We start from the raw sequence: 20,644 nt of genomic DNA, 5'->3' as shown, positions 1-20,644 counted from the left end.
TGAGGTTTATAGGTTTGGACCGCGATAGAGACACCCGCTGGTGCAGGTTTCTCTTATTTCGACCCCGGATAGGGCAGGTAATCTAGGTTTGGTTTGTTGCCAGACCCATTGGGCTATAATTTCGCTGGTGGGGTTTTCTAGACCTGGAATGTCGTTGAGGTAGTAATGGTCGAGTTGATCGTAGATAGGAGCAAAAGCGACTTTGATATCGGAAAAGTCCATTAACCATCCGGTATGGGTGTCAATTTCACCGCTGACGTAAAGCCGCACGACAAAACTATGCCCATGTAGCCGTCGACATTTATGATTTTCTGGCAGGTTGGGAAGGCGATGAGCTGCTTCAAAGGTGAATTCTTTGTAAATTTCCAAGGTTAAGTCTCTTAAATATAACGGTAATCGTTGGTGGTGATCTGGAGGATGGCGCTAATGTTAATCAGCCATCACAGCTGTGTACAGCGCGAAGTACTGGGCAATTATAAGGTGCCATTTTACTCGAGCCTATTGATTCTTGCGGGTGGTTAAATAATGAACAAAATCAGCAAGATAGGAAATTCACAAAAATTTAAAAAAAACGTCTCCTAGTGTTTGACAAGGCGGGTGGTTACTGTAGAATGCGCCTCACTCGAACGAGAGAGGGTGATTAGCTCAGCTGGGAGAGCATCTGCCTTACAAGCAGAGGGTCGGCGGTTCGATCCCGTCATCACCCACCAAAATTCGAGTGTTAGGAAGTATGCGGACCGGTAGTTCAGTTGGTTAGAATGCCGGCCTGTCACGCCGGAGGTCGCGGGTTCGAGTCCCGTCCGGTCCGCCATATTCCTAGTTGATTATTCAACGAATTAAAATTTGACCTCCTAAGTCTAAATACTATTCTAGACGCTTAATTTTCCTGCATATTTCTATATGCGCTTTTAAGAAGTTTCTACTTGTTGCATTGACAGGTGGTTAGTTCTCTTGCCTTCTTCTGTCTTCCCCCCCCCCCCCAATATTTTTATCGCCTTGTCTCGTTCATCCTGACACTAATTGGCCTTGCTGTCCTTATGTTGCCGGATTGGTTTTCTGGGTGATCCTGAGTGAGGGTTTTCAGTTAATGCCTGATATGAATCGCGGCAGTAGCATTAGCGATGTTTTGGAGCGTACTGGATGCCAAGTGGATACAAAATAATAAGCTACACAGTGCTGCTATCGTAATAGTGGCGACAGCTACGCTATTAATGAGTTGGAAGTATATGCTGTAGGCAATGGCTAAGATAATACTTAGATTTCCAGTCCATCGTAGCAAGGCGGCAAAAGTATTAAAAAGTAGGGCAAGAGCTTGCATCACTAACCTCTGGGTAATTTCTAAATTATCCTTCGACTTGTTAAATTACCATCGGTCCGTGCTGGAAATTTTCATTGTCTGTGCAGTTTGTGCGCCAATTATGTTCTGTTGGCAATAAAAAGCAGTTTATTACTTTAGTCAGTATCTAACGATACTATCCAGTCTTTTCTAAAAGACTTATAGATAATGGGAGTCGGGTCACAGTATGGGAGTGAGCTACATTAATTGTTGGTTATGGGGGCAACGGTCAGTTATTGACTATTAATGTGGGTAACGACTTTCGAGGTGGTGTCGTGAAAAATGTGCTCGGCCCAATATTTGAACACCCAGCATAGGCTGGGTGTTCTAAAGTGGTGCCCCGGAGAGGATTTGAACCTCTGACCTGCCCCTTAGGAGGGGGCCGCGCTATCCAGCTGTGCCACCGGGGCGAAAACATTGTTCGGGCGGGGATTCTATAGTCTTGCTTCGCGTTAATCAAAAACTTGTGCAGAGTAAAGGGTTAGCCACCTACCAGGGGGGCACTGTAGCTGTATTGAATATCCCACGGGAAATGGATCCAGGTGTCTTGAGAGAATTCTTTGACATAGATATCAGCCAGTGCTTTGGCTTTAGGTTTGGCATACACGGTGACAAAGCAGGCCTTCGGTAGCATTTGCTTGGCAATCTCGGCGGTTTTGCCCGAGTCCACCAAATCATCTACTAATAGATAGCCTTCACCATCGCTTTCAATACTTTTCAGTATGCTGATTTCGCCTTGTTTGTCGTGGTCGTAGCTGGCGATGCAGAGGGTGTCTACCAAGCGAAGATTGAGTTCCCTGGCCAAGATGGCGCCGGGCACCAGCCCACCTCTGGCGATGCAGATAATGCCTTTCCATGGGGTCGACGCTAGCTGTTTTGCTAGGCTTCGGGTATCCCGATGAAACTCATCCCAGCTTAGGTAGTAAATAGGTGGTGTGTCGAGCATGGCGGTTTTCCGGGGTAATCAAAGACGGCCGAATTGTGCAGGAACCACGGCGATCGGGCAAGTTGGCGTTAGGCGTACTGTCGAAATAATGACGTAATCTTTTATTCTTGGTGGTGGCGTAGCTTTTGTGTCAAAATTTCGTCATTTACCGTACTCGATGCGACTATTTTTGAGCGCATGGAGTGAATAAAGGCGCGCTGCTGTGAAAATTCTAATCCTTGCCGATGACCCCGTTGCCCTTCGTTTGTCTGCGGTGTTAGAAAGTTTGGGCGAAACCGTTGTGCATTCAACGGCGTCTGGAGATGTGGATGCAGTTATAAAGGCCGGTGACGCGGTGTCGCAGCACTCGGTGCTGGCGAGGCTTCCGTCGAGCACTCCGATTATCGAGATGCTTGATTCACCTTCTGCCGTTGTTGCTAGTGGCGTTATTCCTTTGCAGATTCCCGAGACCCTGCCATATCAGTCGTTACTTGACGTATTGGCTAGGGTGCAGCATCGTGGCCCCGAGTCGGTAGATGACTCTGTTGATGATGGTTTGGTGGGTAGCAGCCTGGCAATAATACATTTGCGAAGTATGTTGCACCGGGTTGCGGACAAATCGGTCACGGTATTAATCACGGGCCCATCGGGGGCGGGCAAAGAATTGGTTGCACGCAATCTTCATCGGCTTTCTCCTAGGTGTAATGGTCCTTTTGTGCCGGTAAATTGCGGCGCTATTCCTCGCGAGCTGTTAGAAAGTGAACTGTTTGGCCATGAAAAAGGCGCGTTTACTGGCGCTATTTCTAGTCGTGCAGGTCGTTTTGAATTGGCGGCGGGAGGTACGCTGTTCCTTGATGAAATTGGTGATATGCCGCTGGATATGCAGGTGAAGATCCTGCGAGTAATACAAGAACGCCGTTTTGAGCGGGTGGGTTCGAGTGTGAGCCAAGAGGCGGACGTTAGAATCGTGGCCGCTACCCATCGTGACCTTGAGGCGATGATTGGCAGTGGCGATTTTCGAGAAGACCTGTACTACCGGTTAAATGTTTTCCCCATTGAGGTTCCCGCTTTAGATGCGCGCCGGGAAGATATTCCGTTGTTGATTAATAGAATTGTAGTGCAGCTAGAGGCGGAAGGCTTGGGCTTGTTGCGGTTGACCCCCGCAGCAATAGCGGCGCTGAGCCAGGCAAGTTGGTCTGGCAATATTCGCGAACTGGCTAATTTGCTTGAACGGCTTTTAATTATGCATGCGGACGCCTTGGTGGGGGTTGCGGATTTACCCGAGAAATACCGGCCAGACCTTGATGTGGCAACAACTGCACCGGTATCGATAATCTCGGCCGAACAGCCTTTGGACTTAAAGTTGAAAATGCAGGAAATGGAGAAAACGCTGATTTCTGAAGCTTTATCTGTTCACCATGGCGTGGTGAGTCGTACGGCAGGGCATTTGGGACTGCGGCGCACGACCTTAATAGAAAAGATGCGCAAGCTGGATATTCCCAATCGCTAGCTCTTTTTTGTTAAAGCAGGGCCTGTGCTCCTTAAGTTTTTAGATAGGGAGCGTTGATATGGCTTAAAAAGGCGCTGAGCACCGCTGGTAAGGACTCGTGCCTGAACTAATCCGAATTAACCCCCTGCGAGCTTTACGGTAAAGCCTTTGCCTTCTAGTACCGCTTTGATTTTGTCCCGGTGGTCGCCTTGAAACTCGATTTCACCGTCTTTAATGTTGCCGCCACTACTCAGTTTACGCTTTAGCTCTTTAGCTAGAGACTTCAGTTCATCTTCGTTGAGTAACAAGCCAGAAACGATACTGACCCCTTTGCCTTTACGGCCTTTTGTTTCTCTGCGTATTCGGACGATACCATCGCCTTCAGGGGTGAATTGCTTTTTCTTGCACTGACAGTTTTCCACGGGATGTTCGCACTCGGGGCACAGGCGGCCCTGCTGGGTGGAGTAAACTAATCGTGACATGCGTGTCTCCTTTATTCGCTACAGAAGGGCTTTTTCATCGCTAGTGTACAAAATTCCAGCTTATGCAAAGGTCTTCGCCCTCTATAGGTATTATAATCGCGTCCTTGCCGGTAGCCTGCATGGCTTACTATTGAATTATGATGTTGAGGAAGTAAACGATGAGCGCTGATCTTCAGGCACAAGTGGTAGAACTGCAAACCCAGGTTGCATATCAAGAAGACTTGTTGGCGGCGTTGAATCATCGGGTTGCGGAACAGGATAAGGAGCTTTTACAGCTTAAGCGTATGCTTTTAGCGCTGCGAGACAGTTACCATAAGCTGGCAGATTCAATGTCAGAATCCCAAGGTGAAAACGCTGTAGCGATTGAACGACCTCCCCATTACTGAGGAGGTCATTCCGGTCTGACTAAGAAAGAATGGAAACTTCTTCGGCTTGTGGGCCTTTGTCGCCTTGAGTCAAAACAAACTCAACTTGCTGGCCTTCGTTCAAGCTGCGACGATCTTTGCCGCGACCACGAATTGAACGAAAGTGTACGAATACATCGCCGCCGCCATCTTCCCGGGTGATAAAGCCGTAGCCTTTGCTCACGTTAAACCATTTCACTACACCACGTTCCTTTTGGCTGCGCATTTTTTCTGCTACCAAGGGAATAAATGGAGCGAGTATTACCGCCACCATGGTCAAAATGACCACCGTTGCAATAGGGGCTGCCTGTAAGACATTGTAGCCATAAGCGTAAAGCGCAAAAATATTCAGCGCACTGAGTAAAGCAATAAAAAGTAATCTAAGTATCAGTAACATAACCATCCATACGACAATCTGGAAAATCCGATATGCGCGTGGTGCCAAACCCTCGCACGACGTGCCTTCGGAGTACCTTATTAAGCGTTAAAACCTTGATTTTTTAGAAATAAAATCTACCCGGCGCAGATTGTAGCATTAGTCGCCGCTAAGGTCGCGACGCATTTTCCTCCAAATCAAACTGCCGTCTCACTCAGCGATCCGTCAGGAAGAGTGAACGAAGTGTTGAGAACCCGTAGTCATTTATTGCTGCTTGCCACGGCCAGTTAGCGGCCAATATAGCGTGATCATTGTTCGGCAGTCTGGCTGCGCTATTTTTATTGCAGAAGTAGCGTTTTGGCTGATCTGAGGCTGGGTAGGTGAAAATACGCATGGCTTGGATAGGTCTTAACGAGAATAATTATGATTATCCCCGTATGAAAAGTGACGCTTGCCATACGCTCTGGGAGAAGCTTCACGCTATTCATTGATTCCCGCCGTTGCGACTAAGGAATGGTAGCCGCTCATTCTGCTGCGCGCTTTGGTTTTCAGGCCACGCAAATATGCCACAGCCCAAATCCTTTTTCTTTGATCCCCGTCCCCAGCGAGTTAAGCATATTCGCATTTTTATATCGATTACGCTGTTGTTTTTACTTGGCTGTGTTTTGGTGTTGGTGTTTCATAGTTGGCAACACGAGGCGCGCTGGAATCGGCAGTTACTCAGCAGAGAGGCGGCTGTACAAAGCTACATTGAGCGTGAAAACACCTTGTTGGAACTGGATAAGCTGTTGCAGCGGGGCGCGATACTGGATGAGCATGCCCTTCGGTCCGGTGAGCAAAATTTTGTTGCGTTGACATTACGTATGCGGGATGCCCAGCGACAGCTTGCCCGTCCTTCACTGCGATTATGGCCAGATCCGGATGCGAAGGCTCTGATCAATGATTTACACCAGCTTTTAGAATTATATGTTGGCCTAAACAGTAAGGTGATAGGGAGAAGTTTACCGTTTTCTCCAGAAGTGGACCGCCAGGTTTTATTGGGTTTGCTGCAAGGGGTGCATCGTCGCCAGATTATCAGTGCAAGCAAACTGGGGATTGAAACTGACAATCTGCTTAACACTGAACGTAATTTTTACCTCAATAGCGCAGTGCTTCTGCTCATATTACTTGCGCCAATTATCATATTGATACTCGTCGCTTGGCGGTATTTTTCATTGGCTCAAGAAGTGGAGGTGTTGAAAAATGATGCCGAGCAATTGTTTTTAGACTTTCCTGAACCGTGTTTGTTGTTATCACAAGATGCGCGTGTTGTTCGGGCGAGTCAGTCAATTTTACCCTTGTTAGGCTACTCTCCTGAATCCCTGCGTGGCGAGCAGCTGTACTCTTTGCTGCCAACGCGGTTCCTTGGCCGGTTCCAGCACTTTCTGATGCCTGTTGTTAATGGTGTGCTTTCCGATGATGTTGCCAGGGAGTTTGTTCTGGCTGACCATCTTGGAAATGATGTGCCTGTCGAATTGAAATTAAGCGCGGTAATGCTGGGGGAGCGCCAATTTTTCTTGCTGAGTATTCGAGATCAGGCGGAGCAAAGCCGTCTGTATCAGCAGCTTAATGTAAGTCAAAAACGCTTTGAAATGGCGGTTTGGGCGACCCGTGATGGCATGTGGGACTGGGACTTAAATACTAAACAAACGTATTTTAGTCAGACATGGAAAGAGATGCTCGGCTTTGGCGCTGAGGCAATCTCTAGTGATGAGAAGGACATGTTTGAAAAGGTGATTCCTGAGGCGGAAAAAAGTGAATTTAGGGCGGCAATCAAGGCATTCTTTGCCAGTCGTCGAAATTTGTTTCGCTTTGATCATCATCTTCGGCATCGGGATGGTCACTTGCTCGACGTGATCTGTCGGGCAAGTGTGGAGCGCAATGCAGAGGGGCGGGTGATACGAGTGGTGGGAACCCACTCCGATGTCACTGGTATTAAGCGCAAAGAGCAGGAGGTTTTTCAGCTTAATCGACGGCTTGAGACCTTGTTGCAAAGCCAGAGTGATGCCGGTTTGAATCCCCTGTCAGCGAATAATTCGGCATTGCTGGAGGTGCTAGGACACGAAGTCCGGACGCCCATGAATGGCTTAATGGGAATGTCTGAAATGTTGCTGAAGAGTTCATTAACTGCCGATCAGCAGTTAATGGTAAAAGTGATACAAGATTCTTCCTCTAATCTTTTAACGGTATTAGATGATTTGCTTGATTATTCAGCCCTGCAAAACGGTGCCGTCGAGTTGCAGTGTCAGCCGTTTGACGTCATGGTCTGGCTGGACGATATTCTTCAACACTATATTCCTCGTTTGGCGGGGCGCGCACAACAGCTGCATTTTATTCCTGCCGGTGGGTTGCCGAGGGTCGTATACGGTGACCCGTTACGGCTGCGTCAGGTGGTTATCAAATTGTTGGATAACGCCTTAAAATTTTCTCAAGGCAGTAAACCCCACGGGATTGTGAAGTGGTCGATTTCATTTCAGGAAGCTAAGGCAGGGAGGCTGATTTTTGCTGTCTGGGACAACGGAATTGGAATTGATGTGCATCAGCATAAAAATTTGTTTAAAGCGTTTGCTCAGGGAGATAGTGGTTATGGCAGAAAGTTTGGAGGCAACGGTTTAGGTTTGGCGATATGCGCCAAGCTCTTGCAATTGATGGACGGTGATATTCAGTTTAACAGTCAGCCCGGTCAGTTTACCGAGGCCAAGGTTTCAGTGCCAGTCAGCTTGCCTAAACAGCCACCATCGTCAGAGGTTCGTGATGAGGTGGTGTTCGTGGACATTCAAAACGAATTAATACAACAATCTGTAACTGCCATTCTTAAACATGCTGGCTACCCGTGTTTGCGGTGGCGAGGATCGGCACACATTATTCAAAAGGAATTGGCAGAAAGGGAATTGGCAGAAAATGTAACGTTGATCAGTGATGGCGGCGTGCTTTGCAAACCTGACGAGGTAGACAGGCTGATTGTGTTGTTGCCGCGACCCAAGGGGGAATGGCGCGGCGGGGTGGATAAGACGAAGGTCTTTACCCACCCGTTATTGGCAAGGGCGTTATTAGACAGCCTGCAGCAAAAAGCATTTATAAAAGCGTGAAGGGCGGCTCAATGAGTTTGGCGGCCCGCAGGCTGTTGTGGTAGTAACGTGCAGCTTATAGCTTTATAACGTCTTCAGCTTGCAGCCCTTTTGGGCCCTCTACCATGCTGAATTCTACCGCTTGGCCCTCGTCCAGGGTGCGGTAACCATCGCCGCGAATAGAGCGAAAATGTACGAAAACATCCTCCCCTTCGTTACGAGTAATAAAGCCAAATCCTTTGGCGTTATTGAACCATTTAACAGTCCCGGTGGCGCGTTCACTCATTACTAACTCACTCCAAAGTAGAGATTCAAAATTAACTCAGGGCAACATTATGTGGGCAGTAGGATGCAACCAACGGGCCGAGCCGGCGTTATTGGACTGCAAAAATTGAAAAAAATTGTAAAAGAGGGGGCGGTGCGCGTTGTCTTGCGGGGGGATGAGTCCATATCTACGATCACTGTAGTGGTGGCGGTTAGCCCTTTTTAATACCACTACTATAACGAGTAGCGTGGTTTTGTCCACGCCACTCGTGTGACAGTTTGCTAAAATGCGAGCTTATAAGGCTTTTATGGTCTCAATTTGCTCACTGAGCTTGTCGATTGCACTGACTTGGGCCGCAAGTTTTTCTTTTTCTTTGTCCACTACATTGGCGGGGGCTTTCGCCAGAAAGCCTTCATTGCTGAGTTTGCCTTGTAGACGCTGAACATCTTTTTCCAGCTTTTGCTTTTCTTTTTCCAGACGTGCCAGCTCGGCAGTCTTGTCGATGAGATCAGCCATGGGGACTAAAATTTCCAGCTCCCCCATTAGTTGAGTGGCGGACAGGGGTGTCGCCTCGCCAGCTTCTACTACGGTCACGCTGCTCAGTTTGGCTAGCTTGGTCAGAAATTGCTGATTATCCTGTAGACGTTGACGGTCTTGGGTGCTGGCATTTTTTAGCAGTATGTCCAGTGATTTTCCCGGCGGCACGTTCATTTCGCCGCGAATATTTCGCACAGCGAGAATCAAGCCTTTAAGCCATTCGACATCGGCCATGGCCTCTGCATCGATATTGTCGGCTGACGCCTCGGGCAAGGCCTGAAGCATAATAGTGTCGCCACCAAGACCGGCAATAGCTGCGGCGCGTTGCCAAATTTCTTCGGTGATAAAGGGCATAAATGGGTGGGCCAGGCGGAGGGTGGCTTCCAAAACCTGAATCAGGGTTTGCCTCGTGCCGCGCTTAGCTTCGGCGCTGGCATTGTCATCCCAGAGTACGGGTTTAGATAACTCCAGATACCAGTCGCAGTATTCATTCCAGATAAATTCATAAATCGCCTGCGAGGCGTGGTCAAAGCGGTAGGCGCTCATCGCTTTGTCGACACTGGCAATGGTTTCGTCTAGTCGCGAGCGTATCCAACGATCCGCCAAACTGAGGCTGACGGCTTCGCCGTTATTGCCGCAATCTTCGTCTTCGGTGTTCATCAACACATAACGGGCGGCGTTCCAGAGCTTGTTACAGAAATTACGATAGCCTTCCAGGCGCTTCATATCCCAGTTGATATCGCGACCCGTGGAAGCCAGGGAGTAAAGGGTAAAACGCAGGGCATCGGTGCCGTGGGCATTGATGCCGTCGGGAAACGCTTTGGCGGTGGCTTTGCCAATTTTTTCTGCCAGTTGGGGCTGCATCAAATTGCCGGTGCGTTTTTCCAACAGGGAATCCAGCTCAATGCCATCAATCATGTCTAATGGGTCCAAGACATTGCCCTTGGACTTGGACATTTTTTGGCCTTGTTCATCGCGGATCAGGCCAGTGACGTAGACGGTTTTAAAGGGCACGTGAGGCTTGCCTTCGTCGTCTTTTATCAGGTGCATGGTCATCATGATCATGCGGGCAACCCAGAAAAAGATAATGTCGAAACCGGTCACCAGTACATCGGTGGGGTGGAAGGTTTTGAGGCGCTCGGTCTGTTCTGGCCAGCCCAAGGTGCCAAAGGTCCAGAGTGCTGAGCTGAACCAGGTGTCCAACACGTCTTCATCTTGATGCAGTGCCAAGTCGGCTGCCAGGGCATATTTTTGCCGGGCTTCAGCTTCATTTCTGGCAACGTAGATGTTGCCGTCGGCGTCGTACCAAGCGGGTATGCGGTGGCCCCACCAAAGCTGGCGAGAAATACACCAGTCTTGGATATCTCGCATCCAGCTGAAGTACATATTCTCGTATTGCTTGGGCACAAACTGAATTCGGCCATCTTCCACCGCTTCGATAGCGGGTTTGGCGAGGGTGGCGGTAGACACAAACCATTGATCCGTCAGCAAGGGCTCGATTACCAGGCCCGAACGATCACCGCGAGGGACCTTTAATGCATGGGGGTCTATTTTTTCCAACAGCCCTTGAGATTTAAAATCTGCCACGATCGCTTCGCGGGCTTGGTAGCGGTCCAGTCCTGCCAGCGCGCTGGGCATGGCGGCATCAATATCGTTGTTGACGCTGCTGTCGCTATTAAAAACCTCAGCAATGTCCCTAATGGCGGCGTTCTGGTCCATGACGTTAATCATTGGCAGCTTATGGCGCTGGCCCACCGCGTAGTCGTTAAAGTCGTGGGCCGGGGTGATTTTGACGCAGCCGGTGCCAAATTCTCTATCTACATAATCGTCGGCAACGATGGGAATGCGGCGGCCAACAATGGGTAACGAAATCGATTTCCCCACCAGTGACGCATAACGCTCGTCTTTGGGGTTTACGGCAACGGCGGTATCACCCAGCATGGTTTCGGGGCGAGTGGTGGCCACAACCAAGTAGTTTTTGCCGTCGGCGGTGGTGGCACCATCGGCCAGCGGGTAGCGGAAATGCCACATGCTGCCCTGTTCGTCGGTGTTTTCAACTTCCAGATCTGAGATGGCGGTGTGCAGCTTGGGATCCCAGTTTACTAAACGTTTGCCACGATAGATCAGCTTGTCATCGTAAAGACGAACAAAGACTTCTTGCACGGCTTTGTAAAAGCCATCGTCCATGGTGAAGCGTTCATGATTCCAGTCTACCGACGCGCCCAAGCGGCGAAGTTGGCTGGTAATGGTGCCGCCAGATTGCTCTTTCCATTCCCAGACTTTATCCAGAAAGGTTTCTCTGCCAAGGTCGTGACGTGTCTGTTGGGTTTCGGCAGCCAGTTTACGTTCTACTACCATTTGAGTCGCGATACCGGCGTGATCGGTGCCGACTTGCCAGAGGGTTTTGTGGCCCTTCATACGCTGGTAGCGGGTGAGGGCGTCCATGATGGAGTCTTGGAATGCATGGCCCATGTGCAGGCTGCCGGTGACATTGGGAGGCGGAATCATAATGCTATAAGGCGCTTTTTCGCCTTGGGGCGAGAAAAATCCACTCTCTTCCCAATGTTTGTACCACTTTTGTTCTAAATCGGCGGGCTGATAGGTTTTGTCCATGGAAATCCAAATAATTAATTTGTGTCGGTCTGGCAGCAGTGCGTCGGGCAGTATAACCCGCAGGCGGCGTACTGTGTGGTCGAAAAAAGCCGTCAAGTATACTGATTTTTGCCGGGGCAGGGCAAAGGCGAGGCGTTATTCCTTGCTGGAGGGAGGGTCGATGTCATTAATCGCTTGGTTTGGGTCGCTGAGATTGGGGTTTGGCGTGTGCTGGTACCAGTTGGCAAGGGTCTGGTCGTCGAGATTTAACATCCGGCGACGTAGCTCGGCCTCTACCTGCGGGATCATGCTGTCTATCACTTCTTGAATAAAAATTTCCCGGTCAATGTTATCGGGATCGGGTGACGAAGCTTTGGGGGCCAGGGTGTCTAGCTCATGCCTTTCTTCAGTTTCGGCCCCAGTTTCAGCTTCGTCGATGATGTCGTTCAGCACCGGAATCATGCTGGAGTCGATGCTGGTTTTCTCACGCAGCAGCGACTTTAGGGATTGCAGCTCGTTCAGCAGCTCGTCCCGTTTTATTTGATCTTCTTTGTGGTGGGAGCGCTTAAACAAGAGTTAGACCTTTATGCGGTGGGTGTGTAGGGGGTAGCCTCGTTGCTGATAAAAGGCATAACGTTCTCGTGAGGCTGTCAGTAAGCTTGGCTCCTGGCAAACAATTTCTGCCAGTCGTTTAAAACGGCTGAATGCAGCGGGGACTTCGCGGCCAAGATTTACCATAACGTCATGGTGTGCGCCCACTTCGCCATTGTGTTGAATCAGTACAGATTCGTCATTATCGCTCTGGCTATGGGGAATAAAGGATTCTGGCCGGTGCCCCCACAAGAGTGTATCTAACACGTTGCTCTGATTTGCGTCACTGGTTTGCAAGCAAAGTTGATGGCCGTTTTTGTAGGCTTTTTCGGTAAGACGACAGGCATAGCGCAGAGCGTCTTCTGGCTCTGCGCTATCAAGGATATAAAAATCTACCCTGGTCATTTGCCTTAGCTCGCTTTGCTCAGTAGATACTGGCAGAGCAGGGCAACGGGGCGGCCGGTTGCGCCTTTGTTGGCGCCGCCATTCCACGCTGCACCGGCAATATCCAAGTGCGCCCAGCGTTGATCTTTGGTAAAGCGAGACAAGAAGCACGCCGCGGTGACACTGCCTGCTTCAGGGCCACCAATGTTAGCGATGTCGGCAAAGTTGCTGTCCAGTTGGGGCTGGTAATCGTCCCATAGTGGCATATGCCAAGCCCGATCTTGAGCGGTCTGCCCGGCTGCCAGCAGTTCTGCGGCAAAGCTGTCGTCATTGCTGAATAAACCTGCAGCATGCTTGCCCAGTGCCACGACGCAAGCACCGGTTAATGTTGCGATATCAATGGTAGAAGCGGGTTTGTATTTGCCGACATAGGTAAGCGCGTCGCACAATACCAGTCGACCTTCGGCGTCTGTGTTTAACACTTCAATGGTTTGGCCAGACATGCTGGTGACAACATCACCAGGTTTGGTGGCGCGGCCGCTGGGCATATTTTCTGCGGCGGCCACCACGGCCACCACATTAACTTTAGGGGCAATTTGGCAAATAGCTTCCATGGTGCCAATCACGCTGGCTGCGCCACACATGTCATATTTCATTTCGTCCATTTTTGCACCGGGTTTAAGGCTGATGCCACCGGTATCAAAGGTGATGCCTTTTCCGACAAGGGCGTGAGGCGCGTCGCCTTTTTTGCCGCCGTTGTATTCGATCACAATCAATTTAGCCGGTTGATCGCTACCAGCCGAAACAGAAAGTAACGATCCCATGCCCAGTTGCTGCATTTTTTTCTCATCCAACACGGTCACACTGGTGTTTTCAAAACGTCGGCCCAAGGCTCTGGCTTGAGTGGCTAAGTAACTGGGTGTGCAGATGTTGGCGGGGAGGTTGCCCAGTTCTTTTGCAACGTTGGTGCCTTTGGCAATGGCGCTGCCATGGGCAACGGCGGCTTTGTTAGCGGCATTATTACTGGCAGCAATGCTCAATCGCTTGAGCGTCATGGGTGGCTTGGGTTTGCTCAGAGTTTTGGTGTAGCGATAAGACGCCAGCTCGAGTAACTGGGCAAGGCGTTGCCACTGCCAGCGATCTTCTTTGTCGGCAACATCAAGGCCTTCGCTGACCCAACAGGCATCCTGGCAACGGCTTTGGTTTAAAGCGCGAATACCCGCGGTAACCATTTTGTCAAAATCAGCGGGGCTAAGCGTTGCTGCTTCGCCAGTGCCGATCAATAGAATGCGGTCGGCTTTGATACCGTCGCAAACGGGTAAGTAGGCGGTGTCACCAAGTTTGGCAGCAAACTCACCCCGTTTAATAATTTTGCTCAGTGCGCCGCCACAGGCGTCATCTATTTTTTTAGCTGCGCTGTCACTTAATTTGGCGTCGGTGGTCAATATCAGGCAGTCGCTACGGATAGCAGCAACATCTTTATAGGATTTAAGGCTTATTTGCATTGAGACTCTCGCAGACTGAAGATGCATTAGTAATAATGCGGCACGTTTCTTTGAGCCACACCGGCCATGTGATTCTTAACCACCTCGACAATTGAAGCAATGCTACGGTTGTCTTAATAGGTGGCGTGAATCTAAGCCTGTTAACAGTTCCTAGTGTAAAGGGTATTATTCGCCCGTGAAACTGTAAGCCTACAGCCGACCGAGAGAGGCACTTTTTGATTCTTTTCAGATACCTGGCCGTTGAGATGCTCAAATCGGTGGTGGCGGTAACCATTACCCTACTGTTGATTATTATGAGCGGTCGCTTTGTAAAATATTTGGCCCAGGTTGCCTCTGGCGATTTTGCTCCTGATGTTTTGTTTATGGTGATGGTGTATCGCTTACCCAATTTTTTGGAAGTGGTATTACCCCTTGGTTTATTTATAGGCATTTTGCTGTCCTACGGCCGTTTATACGTCGATAGTGAAATGACCGTGATGAGCACTTGTGGCATAAGTCGCCGCCGCTTGTTGGCCTACACTCTTATTCCCGCCGGCTTTGTTGCTGCGATAGTAGCGTGGATCAGTTTGTCGATAACGCCCAATGGTATTCAGGCGTATATGGACTTATTGGCCAAAAGTAAGGCCGATATCGGTGTGAAGGCTGCGGTAGAAGGACGCTTTCGGGTCGATAAATCTACCGGCCGGGTCACCTATATTGAAAGTGCCAACCGGGATGATCAATCCATGCGCGGCGTTTTTGTTGCTCAACCAGAGCCGCTTGCGAAAGATGGTCGCAGTCTGGTGTCATTAATGACCGCCGATAGTGGCCGCTTTCAGGTAGACTCTAAAACCGGTCAGCGTTATTTGGTGTTAGATAACGGGGTGCGGTATATCGGTGAACCGGGTTTTATGGATTATCAAGTCACCCGTTTTGATTTGCTCCGTCAATTACTGACCGATCCCGAAGAAAAAACCTATCGCCAAGAGCTAGATGGCATGGATACGGTTGAACTGCTGGGTTCCAGCGACCCAGAAGATATCGCCGCCTTACAGTGGCGGGTTTCATTGGCGATACTGGTGCCTATTGCCGCGTTAATTGCCGTGTCTCTCAGTAAAACCAATCACCGACGTGGGCGCTATAGCAAAATGTTTCCCGCCTTCGTTCTGTATATGATTTACCTCGTCAGCCTAAACGCCGCCCGTGACGCCATTGCAAAAGGTCATTGGCCGGCTATGCCCGGAATGTGGGTCATCCATCTGGTGTTTTTATTGTTGGGCTTGGTATTGCTGTATTGGGACAGCATGACCCGACATTGGTGGCTGGGGTGGAGACGCAATAATGCATAAAATTAATCGCTATATTGGTACCACCGTTGCCTCGGCCATCTTCTTGGTGCTCGCGGTGATTGTTGGCATTGACGTTTTGTCAGCCTTGATTGAAGAGATCAAAGAGATTCGGGGTGATTACCAGTTTTTATCGGTGGTGAGCTATGTGTTGCTCAACGTGCCCAGAAGTCTTTACGAATATTTGCCTTTTGCCGCCTTGGTAGGCTGCTTGGCTGGGCTGGGTATGTTGGCGAGCAGTAGTGAGCTGGTCGCCATGCGCGCTGCCGGGGTGTCAACCAATCGCCTGATTTGGGCGATAATGCGACCAACGTTATTGATTACTTTTGCGGGTTTATTAATTGCGCAATTTGTTGCTCCTGCCGCCCAGCAAATTGCTGAAAGCCAGCGGGCGGTGGCGTTGCAAAAGTCTTCATCCCTGCATTCCAAATACGGCATGTGGCACCGGGAAGGCGATGCTTTTATGCACTTTAACGCGGTGCAAGCCAATGGCGTGTTGTATGGCGTCAGTATTTATGAGTTTGATGATCAGCGCCGTCTGCGCAGTAGTACCTTTGCCGAGCGGGCCAGTTATCTGGGCGGTAGCTGGTTGCTGGAAGATACACGCAAAGTCACCCTGACCGACGAAGGGGCCTTACAAGAGTTTCACTCAAGCTCTTCATGGGCGTCTGATCTAACCCCAACCCTGCTGAATATTCTGGTGCTGGAACCCAGTGATTTATCAATCAGCGGTTTATGGCAATACGCTGACTATCTGCAGCGACAAGGTTTAAATGCTGGAGAATACCGCCTCGCCTTTTGGAATAAAGTCCTCCAACCCCTGACCATTGTCGGTATGGTATTGGTCGCAATTTCTTTTATTTTTGGGCCGTTGCGCAGTGTCACCATGGGTTTTCGGGTGTTTATTGGTGTCATGGTGGGTGTGGTGTTTCGCACCCTGCAGGATATTCTCGGCCCCTCCAGTTTGGTGTATGGCTTCGACCCGATATACGCCAGCATTATGCCCATCGCCATCTGCTTTGTTGCGGGTATTGCGTTGTTAATGCGGCGGACTTGACCTCTAAGAATCACTTATTAATTTCATCGAAGACGAATGCTTGTTGTCCAAAATGATTGGGACCAGGCCTGGCTTTTTCTCTCTGTTATAAATTTTAAAGGGGAGGGCGTGCAGGCCTGATCATAATGGTATTTAGAACAGCATCTTTGTCTGTCGGCAGAGTGCGCTAAATTAGGCTTAGCACTTTAAAACAGGCCATAACTTTCGCAGATGTATTGAAGACTTGAGCAGCCTGGCTACGGGCTGTTACTAATTTTGCAATGACGATTCCTTCGCATAAAGCCCTGTTTATCCACTAATTCAACCTTGTTGAAGACCTTCCCTTTTTGCGCAACCCTGATTTGAACTCGGTTTTATTGCGCTACGTCCTCCCGGATTTATTCTGAAATTTAGATTCTTGCCATCGTGCTTTGCGGCCCATTCGTTACGGTTTGTAGTGTTGCGGGCTACGAAGGCTGCGGGGGCGGACAGATAATTTACCTCCCTTATAGCTGGCTACTGGTGGAGTATAAGCTCTTGAGTTAGAATTGATTCTCAAATGCACTTAATTATCAATTCTATATTGGCAGGGCTTTTGCCTTGGTCAACGGATTATAGCTGGCCCTTCGCAATAGCGGTTTTCATCTTCTGAGAAAACACTGGTCGTTTGGCGCTGTGGCTGATGGCTTTGGTGCTCGTGGGGTAGTGGAGGAATGAACAGGACGTGAGGTTAATGATGTTGCTCAGGGCTGCGCTATTCCGCGGGAGGTTACACGGCGTATTGCGTTATACCTTGGAGGTTAAGGGTTGAAAAAGCACGGCGATGATTCTTGGCTGGGGCTGTTTCTGGTATTGGCGCTACACGCTGGTTTTGTGGCGGCGGTGGTGTTGGCGCCTGAGTCCAAGCAAAACACGCTGGTGATGCCAACCATTCAAGGCGTGATTGTGCCTGCACCACCCGCAGAGCAGGTACAGTTACCCAGTGCCAAGCCTACAACACCGCCGGTGAAAAAGCCGGTTGAAACACCGAAGCCCAAACCCAAGCCAAAACCGAAGCCCAAACCAAAACCCAAGCCTAAACCAAAGGCGCCGCCACCCGTTGAAGCACCGCCGTTGGAAAAGGCCATTAATCAGCAAAAGCCAGAGGAAGCGGAGAGTGAGCCGCCGCCACCCCAAACCCAAAAGCCGTCAGCGGTGACAGATAAAGACAATAAAGCACTGGGGGCGCCAGTTACGCCTCCGAAGCATGATGCCAATCCGCTGAATAATCCGGCACCCGCTTACCCGAGTATCTCTCGTCGTTTGAAGGAGGAGGGTATTGTGGTGTTGAAGCTGTTGATTTTGCCCGATGGCAGTGTGGGTGAAGTTGTTATTAAAACGTCCAGCGGCTTTGAGCGGTTGGATAAAACCGCGATTAAAGCGGTAAAGCGTTGGAAATATATACCGGCGATGCGGGGCGATACCCCTATCGAATATTGGTATCTCCAGCCTCTGGAATTTTCATTGAACTAATCATCAGCGGGATTATTGATCCGGCTTATTGAGAAAGAGGAAACAGTTATGAATAACCCCTATGGCGTCGAGGCGATGTGGTCCCAGGGCGATGCCATCATCAAGGTGGTGGCAATTGCTTTGCTAATAATGTCTGTTGCGTCTTGGTATGTCATTGTCGTGCGCTCATGGCGTCTTAACCGTCTTCGTAGTGCCGAGGCGGCGTTGCAGGATTTTTGGCATGAGCACAGTTTTAGTGAGGCGGTGGAACTGCTGGGCGATGGTAAGGACAATCCCTTTCGGGAACTGGCCGAAACCGGTGAAGCGGCCGTCGTCCACCATGTTAATCACAAAGACGATTTGCACGGCCATATGCCACTGGCCGACTGGGTCACTGCCTGCATGAAGGGCTCTATTGATGAGAGCGCGGAACGCCTGCAGCGGGGCTTGGCTATTTTGGCTTCTGTTGGATCTACTGCGCCGTTTATTGGTTTGTTTGGCACGGTGTGGGGTATTTATCATGCTTTGGTGGGCATTGGTATGTCTGGTCAAGCGAGTATCGACAAGGTTGCCGGCCCTGTGGGTGAGGCCTTGATTATGACCGCCTTTGGTTTGGCAGTGGCGATTCCAGCGGTGTTGGGTTACAACGCCTTGGCGCGCTCGAATAAAGGTGTTATCGGCAAGCTCAATCGCTTTGCGCATCAGCTTCATGCTTACTTGCTGACAGGGGCACCTCCCGCGCCAAAAAAGTCCAGTAATCCTGATGTGGTCGCCAAGATCAGTGGCCGCAAACAGCGGCAGCAGGAGGCTAGATAATGTCCTTTGGCGGCGGCTTTGATGAAGAAGGCGAGGTAATGAGCGAAATCAATATGACGCCGTTGGTGGATGTTATGTTGGTGCTGTTAATTATTTTTATTATTACCGTGCCGGTTATTACTCATTCGGTGAAAGTGGATTTGCCGCGAGCAGATAACACGCCCAATCTTATTAAACCCGATACGGTGAATCTGGCGGTGGATGCCGATGGCACATTGCACTGGAATAAGTCGGTGGTGAGTAGCGGCGAGTTGGATCAGCGTTTGGTCGTTGCAGCCCAAAAAGAGCCTCAGCCTGAAATTCATATACGCGGTGATCGCAAGGCCAATTACGAAGAGGTGTTAAAGGTGATGGCGGCGGTACAGCGGGCAGGTATATTAAAGTTGGGTTTTGTGACCGAGCCTCAGTCTTAGCGGCAAAAAAATCTGTAAACAAGGCTTAAACTGGCGAAGGATTTATGCCGGTCTTGTGTTTAAACCGTATGCGAGGGTCAAACCAGCGAGCTGCATTCAGCCAGTGTCGCCGGTAATGTGAAATACTGTAGCCAACGCCACGCTTAGTCGTGGCGTTGTGCTGTTAGCCTCTTCCGTTTTGAACCTTGGGTATTGCCAGTGTGTTAACGATGCCAAGTGTTCGCCCGATTGACAGAGAGAAAAACCAACGATGACAGACGGAATAAAACGTCGGCAACGACGCAATATTGTTATTTGCGTGCTGATTTTGCTGACCCTGGTGGGTGGGACCTGGTATTTGCTAAGCGCGAGCGGCGGCGATACTGCCCCAGAGCCACGGCGAAGAGGCTGGGGCAATATGGCAACGTCGGTCAGCGTGGTGACCGCGCAGAAAGGCAGTCTCGATGTGCAGGTGCATTCTATCGGCACCGTGACGGCTATGAATACGGTGATCGTGCGTAGCCGGGTTGGTGGCGTGTTGGATGAGATTTTATTTGATGAGGGTGCAGAGGTAAAAGCCGGGGCGCCATTGGCGCAGATTGATCCCGCCCCGTATCAAGCTCAGCTCGCTCAGGCTGAAGGTCAGTTACAGCAAAACCGCGCCCAGTTGGAAAATGCCAAGGTTGATTTAGAGCTGTACCAAGGTCTTTATAAAGAAGATTCCATTGCCCGGCAGCAGCTGGACAGTCAGGCCGCGCTGGTAAGACAGCTTCAGGGGGCCAACAAAAGCAGTCAGGCAGAAGTGGATGATGCCCGTTTACAACTGTCGTGGACCACGATTACGGCGCCGATAGCGGGCCGCCTTGGTTTGCGTCGGGTTGATGCTGGTAATTTGATTACCGCCAATGAAGAAGAAGGCTTGATTACCATTACCCAAACCAAGCCCATCGCGGTGTTTTTTACGATTCCCGAAGTGCAGGTGACGGCGCTGCGTAAGGCCATGAGTGTCGATGACAATTTGCGCGTAGAGGTGCTTAGCCGTAATGAACAGGAGGTGATTGCCACGGGTAAGCTGGTGACCTTGGATAATCAGATTGATGTCAATACGGGTACCTTGCGGGTTAAAGCTGAGTTTGCCAACGAAGATGAAGCCTTGTTTCCCAATCAATTTGTTAACGTCAGGCTGCGTCTGGCAGAGGTGAAGGATGTTCTCACCATTGCTGCCGATGCAGTTCAGCATGGTTCCCAGGGTAACTACGTTTATGTGGTTGAAGAGGGCCGGGCTTATATTCGCTCGGTGGAGCTGGGTGCGGCAGATGATGAGCGAGTGACCATCACTGCGGGGTTAAGTGAAGGTGCGCAAGTCGTGCTGGAAGGTTTAGATCGTCTGCGTGATGGTCGTGAAGTGCTTGTCGAAGGGCAAGAGACTCAGCCCCAGCCCGCAACGGAGTCAAACAGCCATGCCAAAGGCGGTGCCACTGAGCCGGGTGCTCGCAACAGGCCCGCAGGTCAGGCAGCTAATCGCCCTGAGGGTGGACGGCCCCGAGACGGTAACAGACCAGCACGCGCTGCCCCCCAAGGCTGATTGCAG

Annotated in this window: 18 protein-coding genes and 3 tRNA genes; 11 read left to right on the top strand and 10 right to left on the bottom strand. The window is 50.2% G+C overall.

From position 1 onward, the window contains the following. Positions 1-6: 6 nt before the first annotated feature. Positions 7-369 carry a 6-carboxytetrahydropterin synthase QueD gene (queD, locus tag IMCC21906_RS12420; RefSeq protein ID WP_047012436.1) on the bottom strand — a complete coding sequence of 121 codons (363 nt, stop codon included), beginning with the start codon at positions 367-369 and terminating at the stop codon, positions 7-9. Between the two features lie 265 nt (positions 370-634). Between queD and IMCC21906_RS12415 the strand changes: the two genes are divergently transcribed. Together IMCC21906_RS12415 and IMCC21906_RS12410 are read left to right on the top strand one after the other, a co-directional pair. After that, positions 635-710: transfer RNA gene (locus tag IMCC21906_RS12415), tRNA-Val, on the top strand. A 24-nt stretch (positions 711-734) separates the two neighbouring features. Beyond that, positions 735-811: transfer RNA gene (locus tag IMCC21906_RS12410), tRNA-Asp, on the top strand. An 858-nt stretch (positions 812-1,669) separates the two neighbouring features. Here IMCC21906_RS12410 and IMCC21906_RS12400 read toward each other — a convergent pair. Continuing rightward, positions 1,670-1,746, bottom strand: a tRNA-Arg gene (locus tag IMCC21906_RS12400). A 71-nt stretch (positions 1,747-1,817) separates the two neighbouring features. Next, positions 1,818-2,282, bottom strand: coding sequence for a xanthine phosphoribosyltransferase (gene gpt, locus IMCC21906_RS12395; protein ID WP_047012434.1), 465 nt, complete (start codon positions 2,280-2,282; stop codon positions 1,818-1,820). Between the two features lie 202 nt (positions 2,283-2,484). Between gpt and IMCC21906_RS12390 the strand changes: the two genes are divergently transcribed. Continuing rightward, positions 2,485-3,771 carry a sigma-54 dependent transcriptional regulator gene (locus tag IMCC21906_RS12390; protein WP_047012433.1) on the top strand — a complete coding sequence of 429 codons (1,287 nt, stop codon included), beginning with the start codon at positions 2,485-2,487 and terminating at the stop codon, positions 3,769-3,771. 116 nt (positions 3,772-3,887) lie between these two features. On the opposite strand, the gene IMCC21906_RS12385 is transcribed toward IMCC21906_RS12390, so the two are convergent. Continuing rightward, positions 3,888-4,232, bottom strand: a complete 345-nt coding sequence (locus IMCC21906_RS12385) for a translation initiation factor Sui1 (RefSeq protein ID WP_047012432.1) — start codon at positions 4,230-4,232, stop codon at positions 3,888-3,890. Between the two features lie 158 nt (positions 4,233-4,390). Between IMCC21906_RS12385 and IMCC21906_RS12380 the strand changes: the two genes are divergently transcribed. Continuing rightward, entirely contained in the window at positions 4,391-4,618 is a 228-nt protein-coding gene (locus tag IMCC21906_RS12380) for a SlyX family protein (RefSeq protein ID WP_047012431.1), read from the top strand. Between the two features lie 19 nt (positions 4,619-4,637). Here the strand turns inward: IMCC21906_RS12380 and IMCC21906_RS16880 are convergent, their stop codons facing one another. After that, positions 4,638-4,862, bottom strand: a complete 225-nt coding sequence (locus IMCC21906_RS16880) for a cold-shock protein (protein WP_052763631.1) — start codon at positions 4,860-4,862, stop codon at positions 4,638-4,640. Between the two features lie 713 nt (positions 4,863-5,575). On the opposite strand from IMCC21906_RS16880, the gene IMCC21906_RS12370 reads away from it, so the two are divergent. Next, positions 5,576-8,140 (top strand): PAS domain-containing sensor histidine kinase, encoded by a 2,565-nt coding sequence (locus IMCC21906_RS12370; protein ID WP_047012429.1) that lies wholly within the window; start codon positions 5,576-5,578, stop codon positions 8,138-8,140. Positions 8,141-8,195: 55 nt separating this feature from the next. Here the strand turns inward: IMCC21906_RS12370 and IMCC21906_RS12365 are convergent, their stop codons facing one another. From IMCC21906_RS12365 to IMCC21906_RS12345, 5 genes are all read right to left on the bottom strand, one after another. Continuing rightward, positions 8,196-8,405 carry a cold-shock protein gene (locus tag IMCC21906_RS12365; RefSeq protein WP_047012428.1) on the bottom strand — a complete coding sequence of 70 codons (210 nt, stop codon included), beginning with the start codon at positions 8,403-8,405 and terminating at the stop codon, positions 8,196-8,198. A 273-nt stretch (positions 8,406-8,678) separates the two neighbouring features. Continuing rightward, positions 8,679-11,534 (bottom strand): valine--tRNA ligase, encoded by a 2,856-nt coding sequence (locus IMCC21906_RS12360; RefSeq protein WP_047013400.1) that lies wholly within the window; start codon positions 11,532-11,534, stop codon positions 8,679-8,681. A 135-nt stretch (positions 11,535-11,669) separates the two neighbouring features. After that, the gene (locus tag IMCC21906_RS12355; RefSeq protein ID WP_047012427.1) at positions 11,670-12,086 is read right to left on the bottom strand and encodes a hypothetical protein; all 417 of its coding nucleotides are present in this window, start codon (positions 12,084-12,086) and stop codon (positions 11,670-11,672) included. Positions 12,087-12,089: 3 nt separating this feature from the next. Next, the gene (locus IMCC21906_RS12350; RefSeq protein WP_047012426.1) at positions 12,090-12,509 is read right to left on the bottom strand and encodes a DNA polymerase III subunit chi; all 420 of its coding nucleotides are present in this window, start codon (positions 12,507-12,509) and stop codon (positions 12,090-12,092) included. 5 nt (positions 12,510-12,514) lie between these two features. After that, positions 12,515-13,993, bottom strand: a complete 1,479-nt coding sequence (locus tag IMCC21906_RS12345; RefSeq protein WP_047012425.1) for a leucyl aminopeptidase — start codon at positions 13,991-13,993, stop codon at positions 12,515-12,517. Positions 13,994-14,208: 215 nt separating this feature from the next. Between IMCC21906_RS12345 and lptF the strand changes: the two genes are divergently transcribed. From lptF to IMCC21906_RS12315, 6 genes are all read left to right on the top strand, one after another. Next, positions 14,209-15,321 carry an LPS export ABC transporter permease LptF gene (lptF, locus tag IMCC21906_RS12340; protein WP_047012424.1) on the top strand — a complete coding sequence of 371 codons (1,113 nt, stop codon included), beginning with the start codon at positions 14,209-14,211 and terminating at the stop codon, positions 15,319-15,321. Then, on the top strand, positions 15,314-16,375 hold the full coding sequence (lptG, locus tag IMCC21906_RS12335; RefSeq protein WP_047012423.1) for an LPS export ABC transporter permease LptG: 1,062 nt from the start codon (positions 15,314-15,316) through the stop codon (positions 16,373-16,375). The genes lptF and lptG overlap by 8 nt, the downstream gene beginning before the upstream one ends. Positions 16,376-17,161: 786 nt before the next feature. After that, entirely contained in the window at positions 17,162-17,866 is a 705-nt protein-coding gene (locus IMCC21906_RS12330) for an energy transducer TonB (RefSeq protein ID WP_047012422.1), read from the top strand. Positions 17,867-17,914: 48 nt separating this feature from the next. Further along, complete coding sequence (locus IMCC21906_RS12325) at positions 17,915-18,661, top strand: MotA/TolQ/ExbB proton channel family protein (protein ID WP_047012421.1); 747 nt, start codon at positions 17,915-17,917, stop codon at positions 18,659-18,661. Next, complete coding sequence (locus IMCC21906_RS12320; RefSeq protein WP_047012420.1) at positions 18,661-19,074, top strand: biopolymer transporter ExbD; 414 nt, start codon at positions 18,661-18,663, stop codon at positions 19,072-19,074. The genes IMCC21906_RS12325 and IMCC21906_RS12320 overlap by 1 nt, the downstream gene beginning before the upstream one ends. A gap of 250 nt (positions 19,075-19,324) precedes the next feature. Then, complete coding sequence (locus tag IMCC21906_RS12315; protein WP_082117472.1) at positions 19,325-20,638, top strand: efflux RND transporter periplasmic adaptor subunit; 1,314 nt, start codon at positions 19,325-19,327, stop codon at positions 20,636-20,638. Positions 20,639-20,644 lie beyond the last annotated feature (6 nt).

It is taken from the genome of Spongiibacter sp. IMCC21906, from assembly GCF_001010805.1.
GTDB lineage: Bacteria > Pseudomonadota > Gammaproteobacteria > Pseudomonadales > Spongiibacteraceae > Spongiibacter.
The sequence above is the reverse complement of the archived record's forward strand: the minus strand, read 5'-3'. Positions and strand labels throughout refer to the sequence as shown.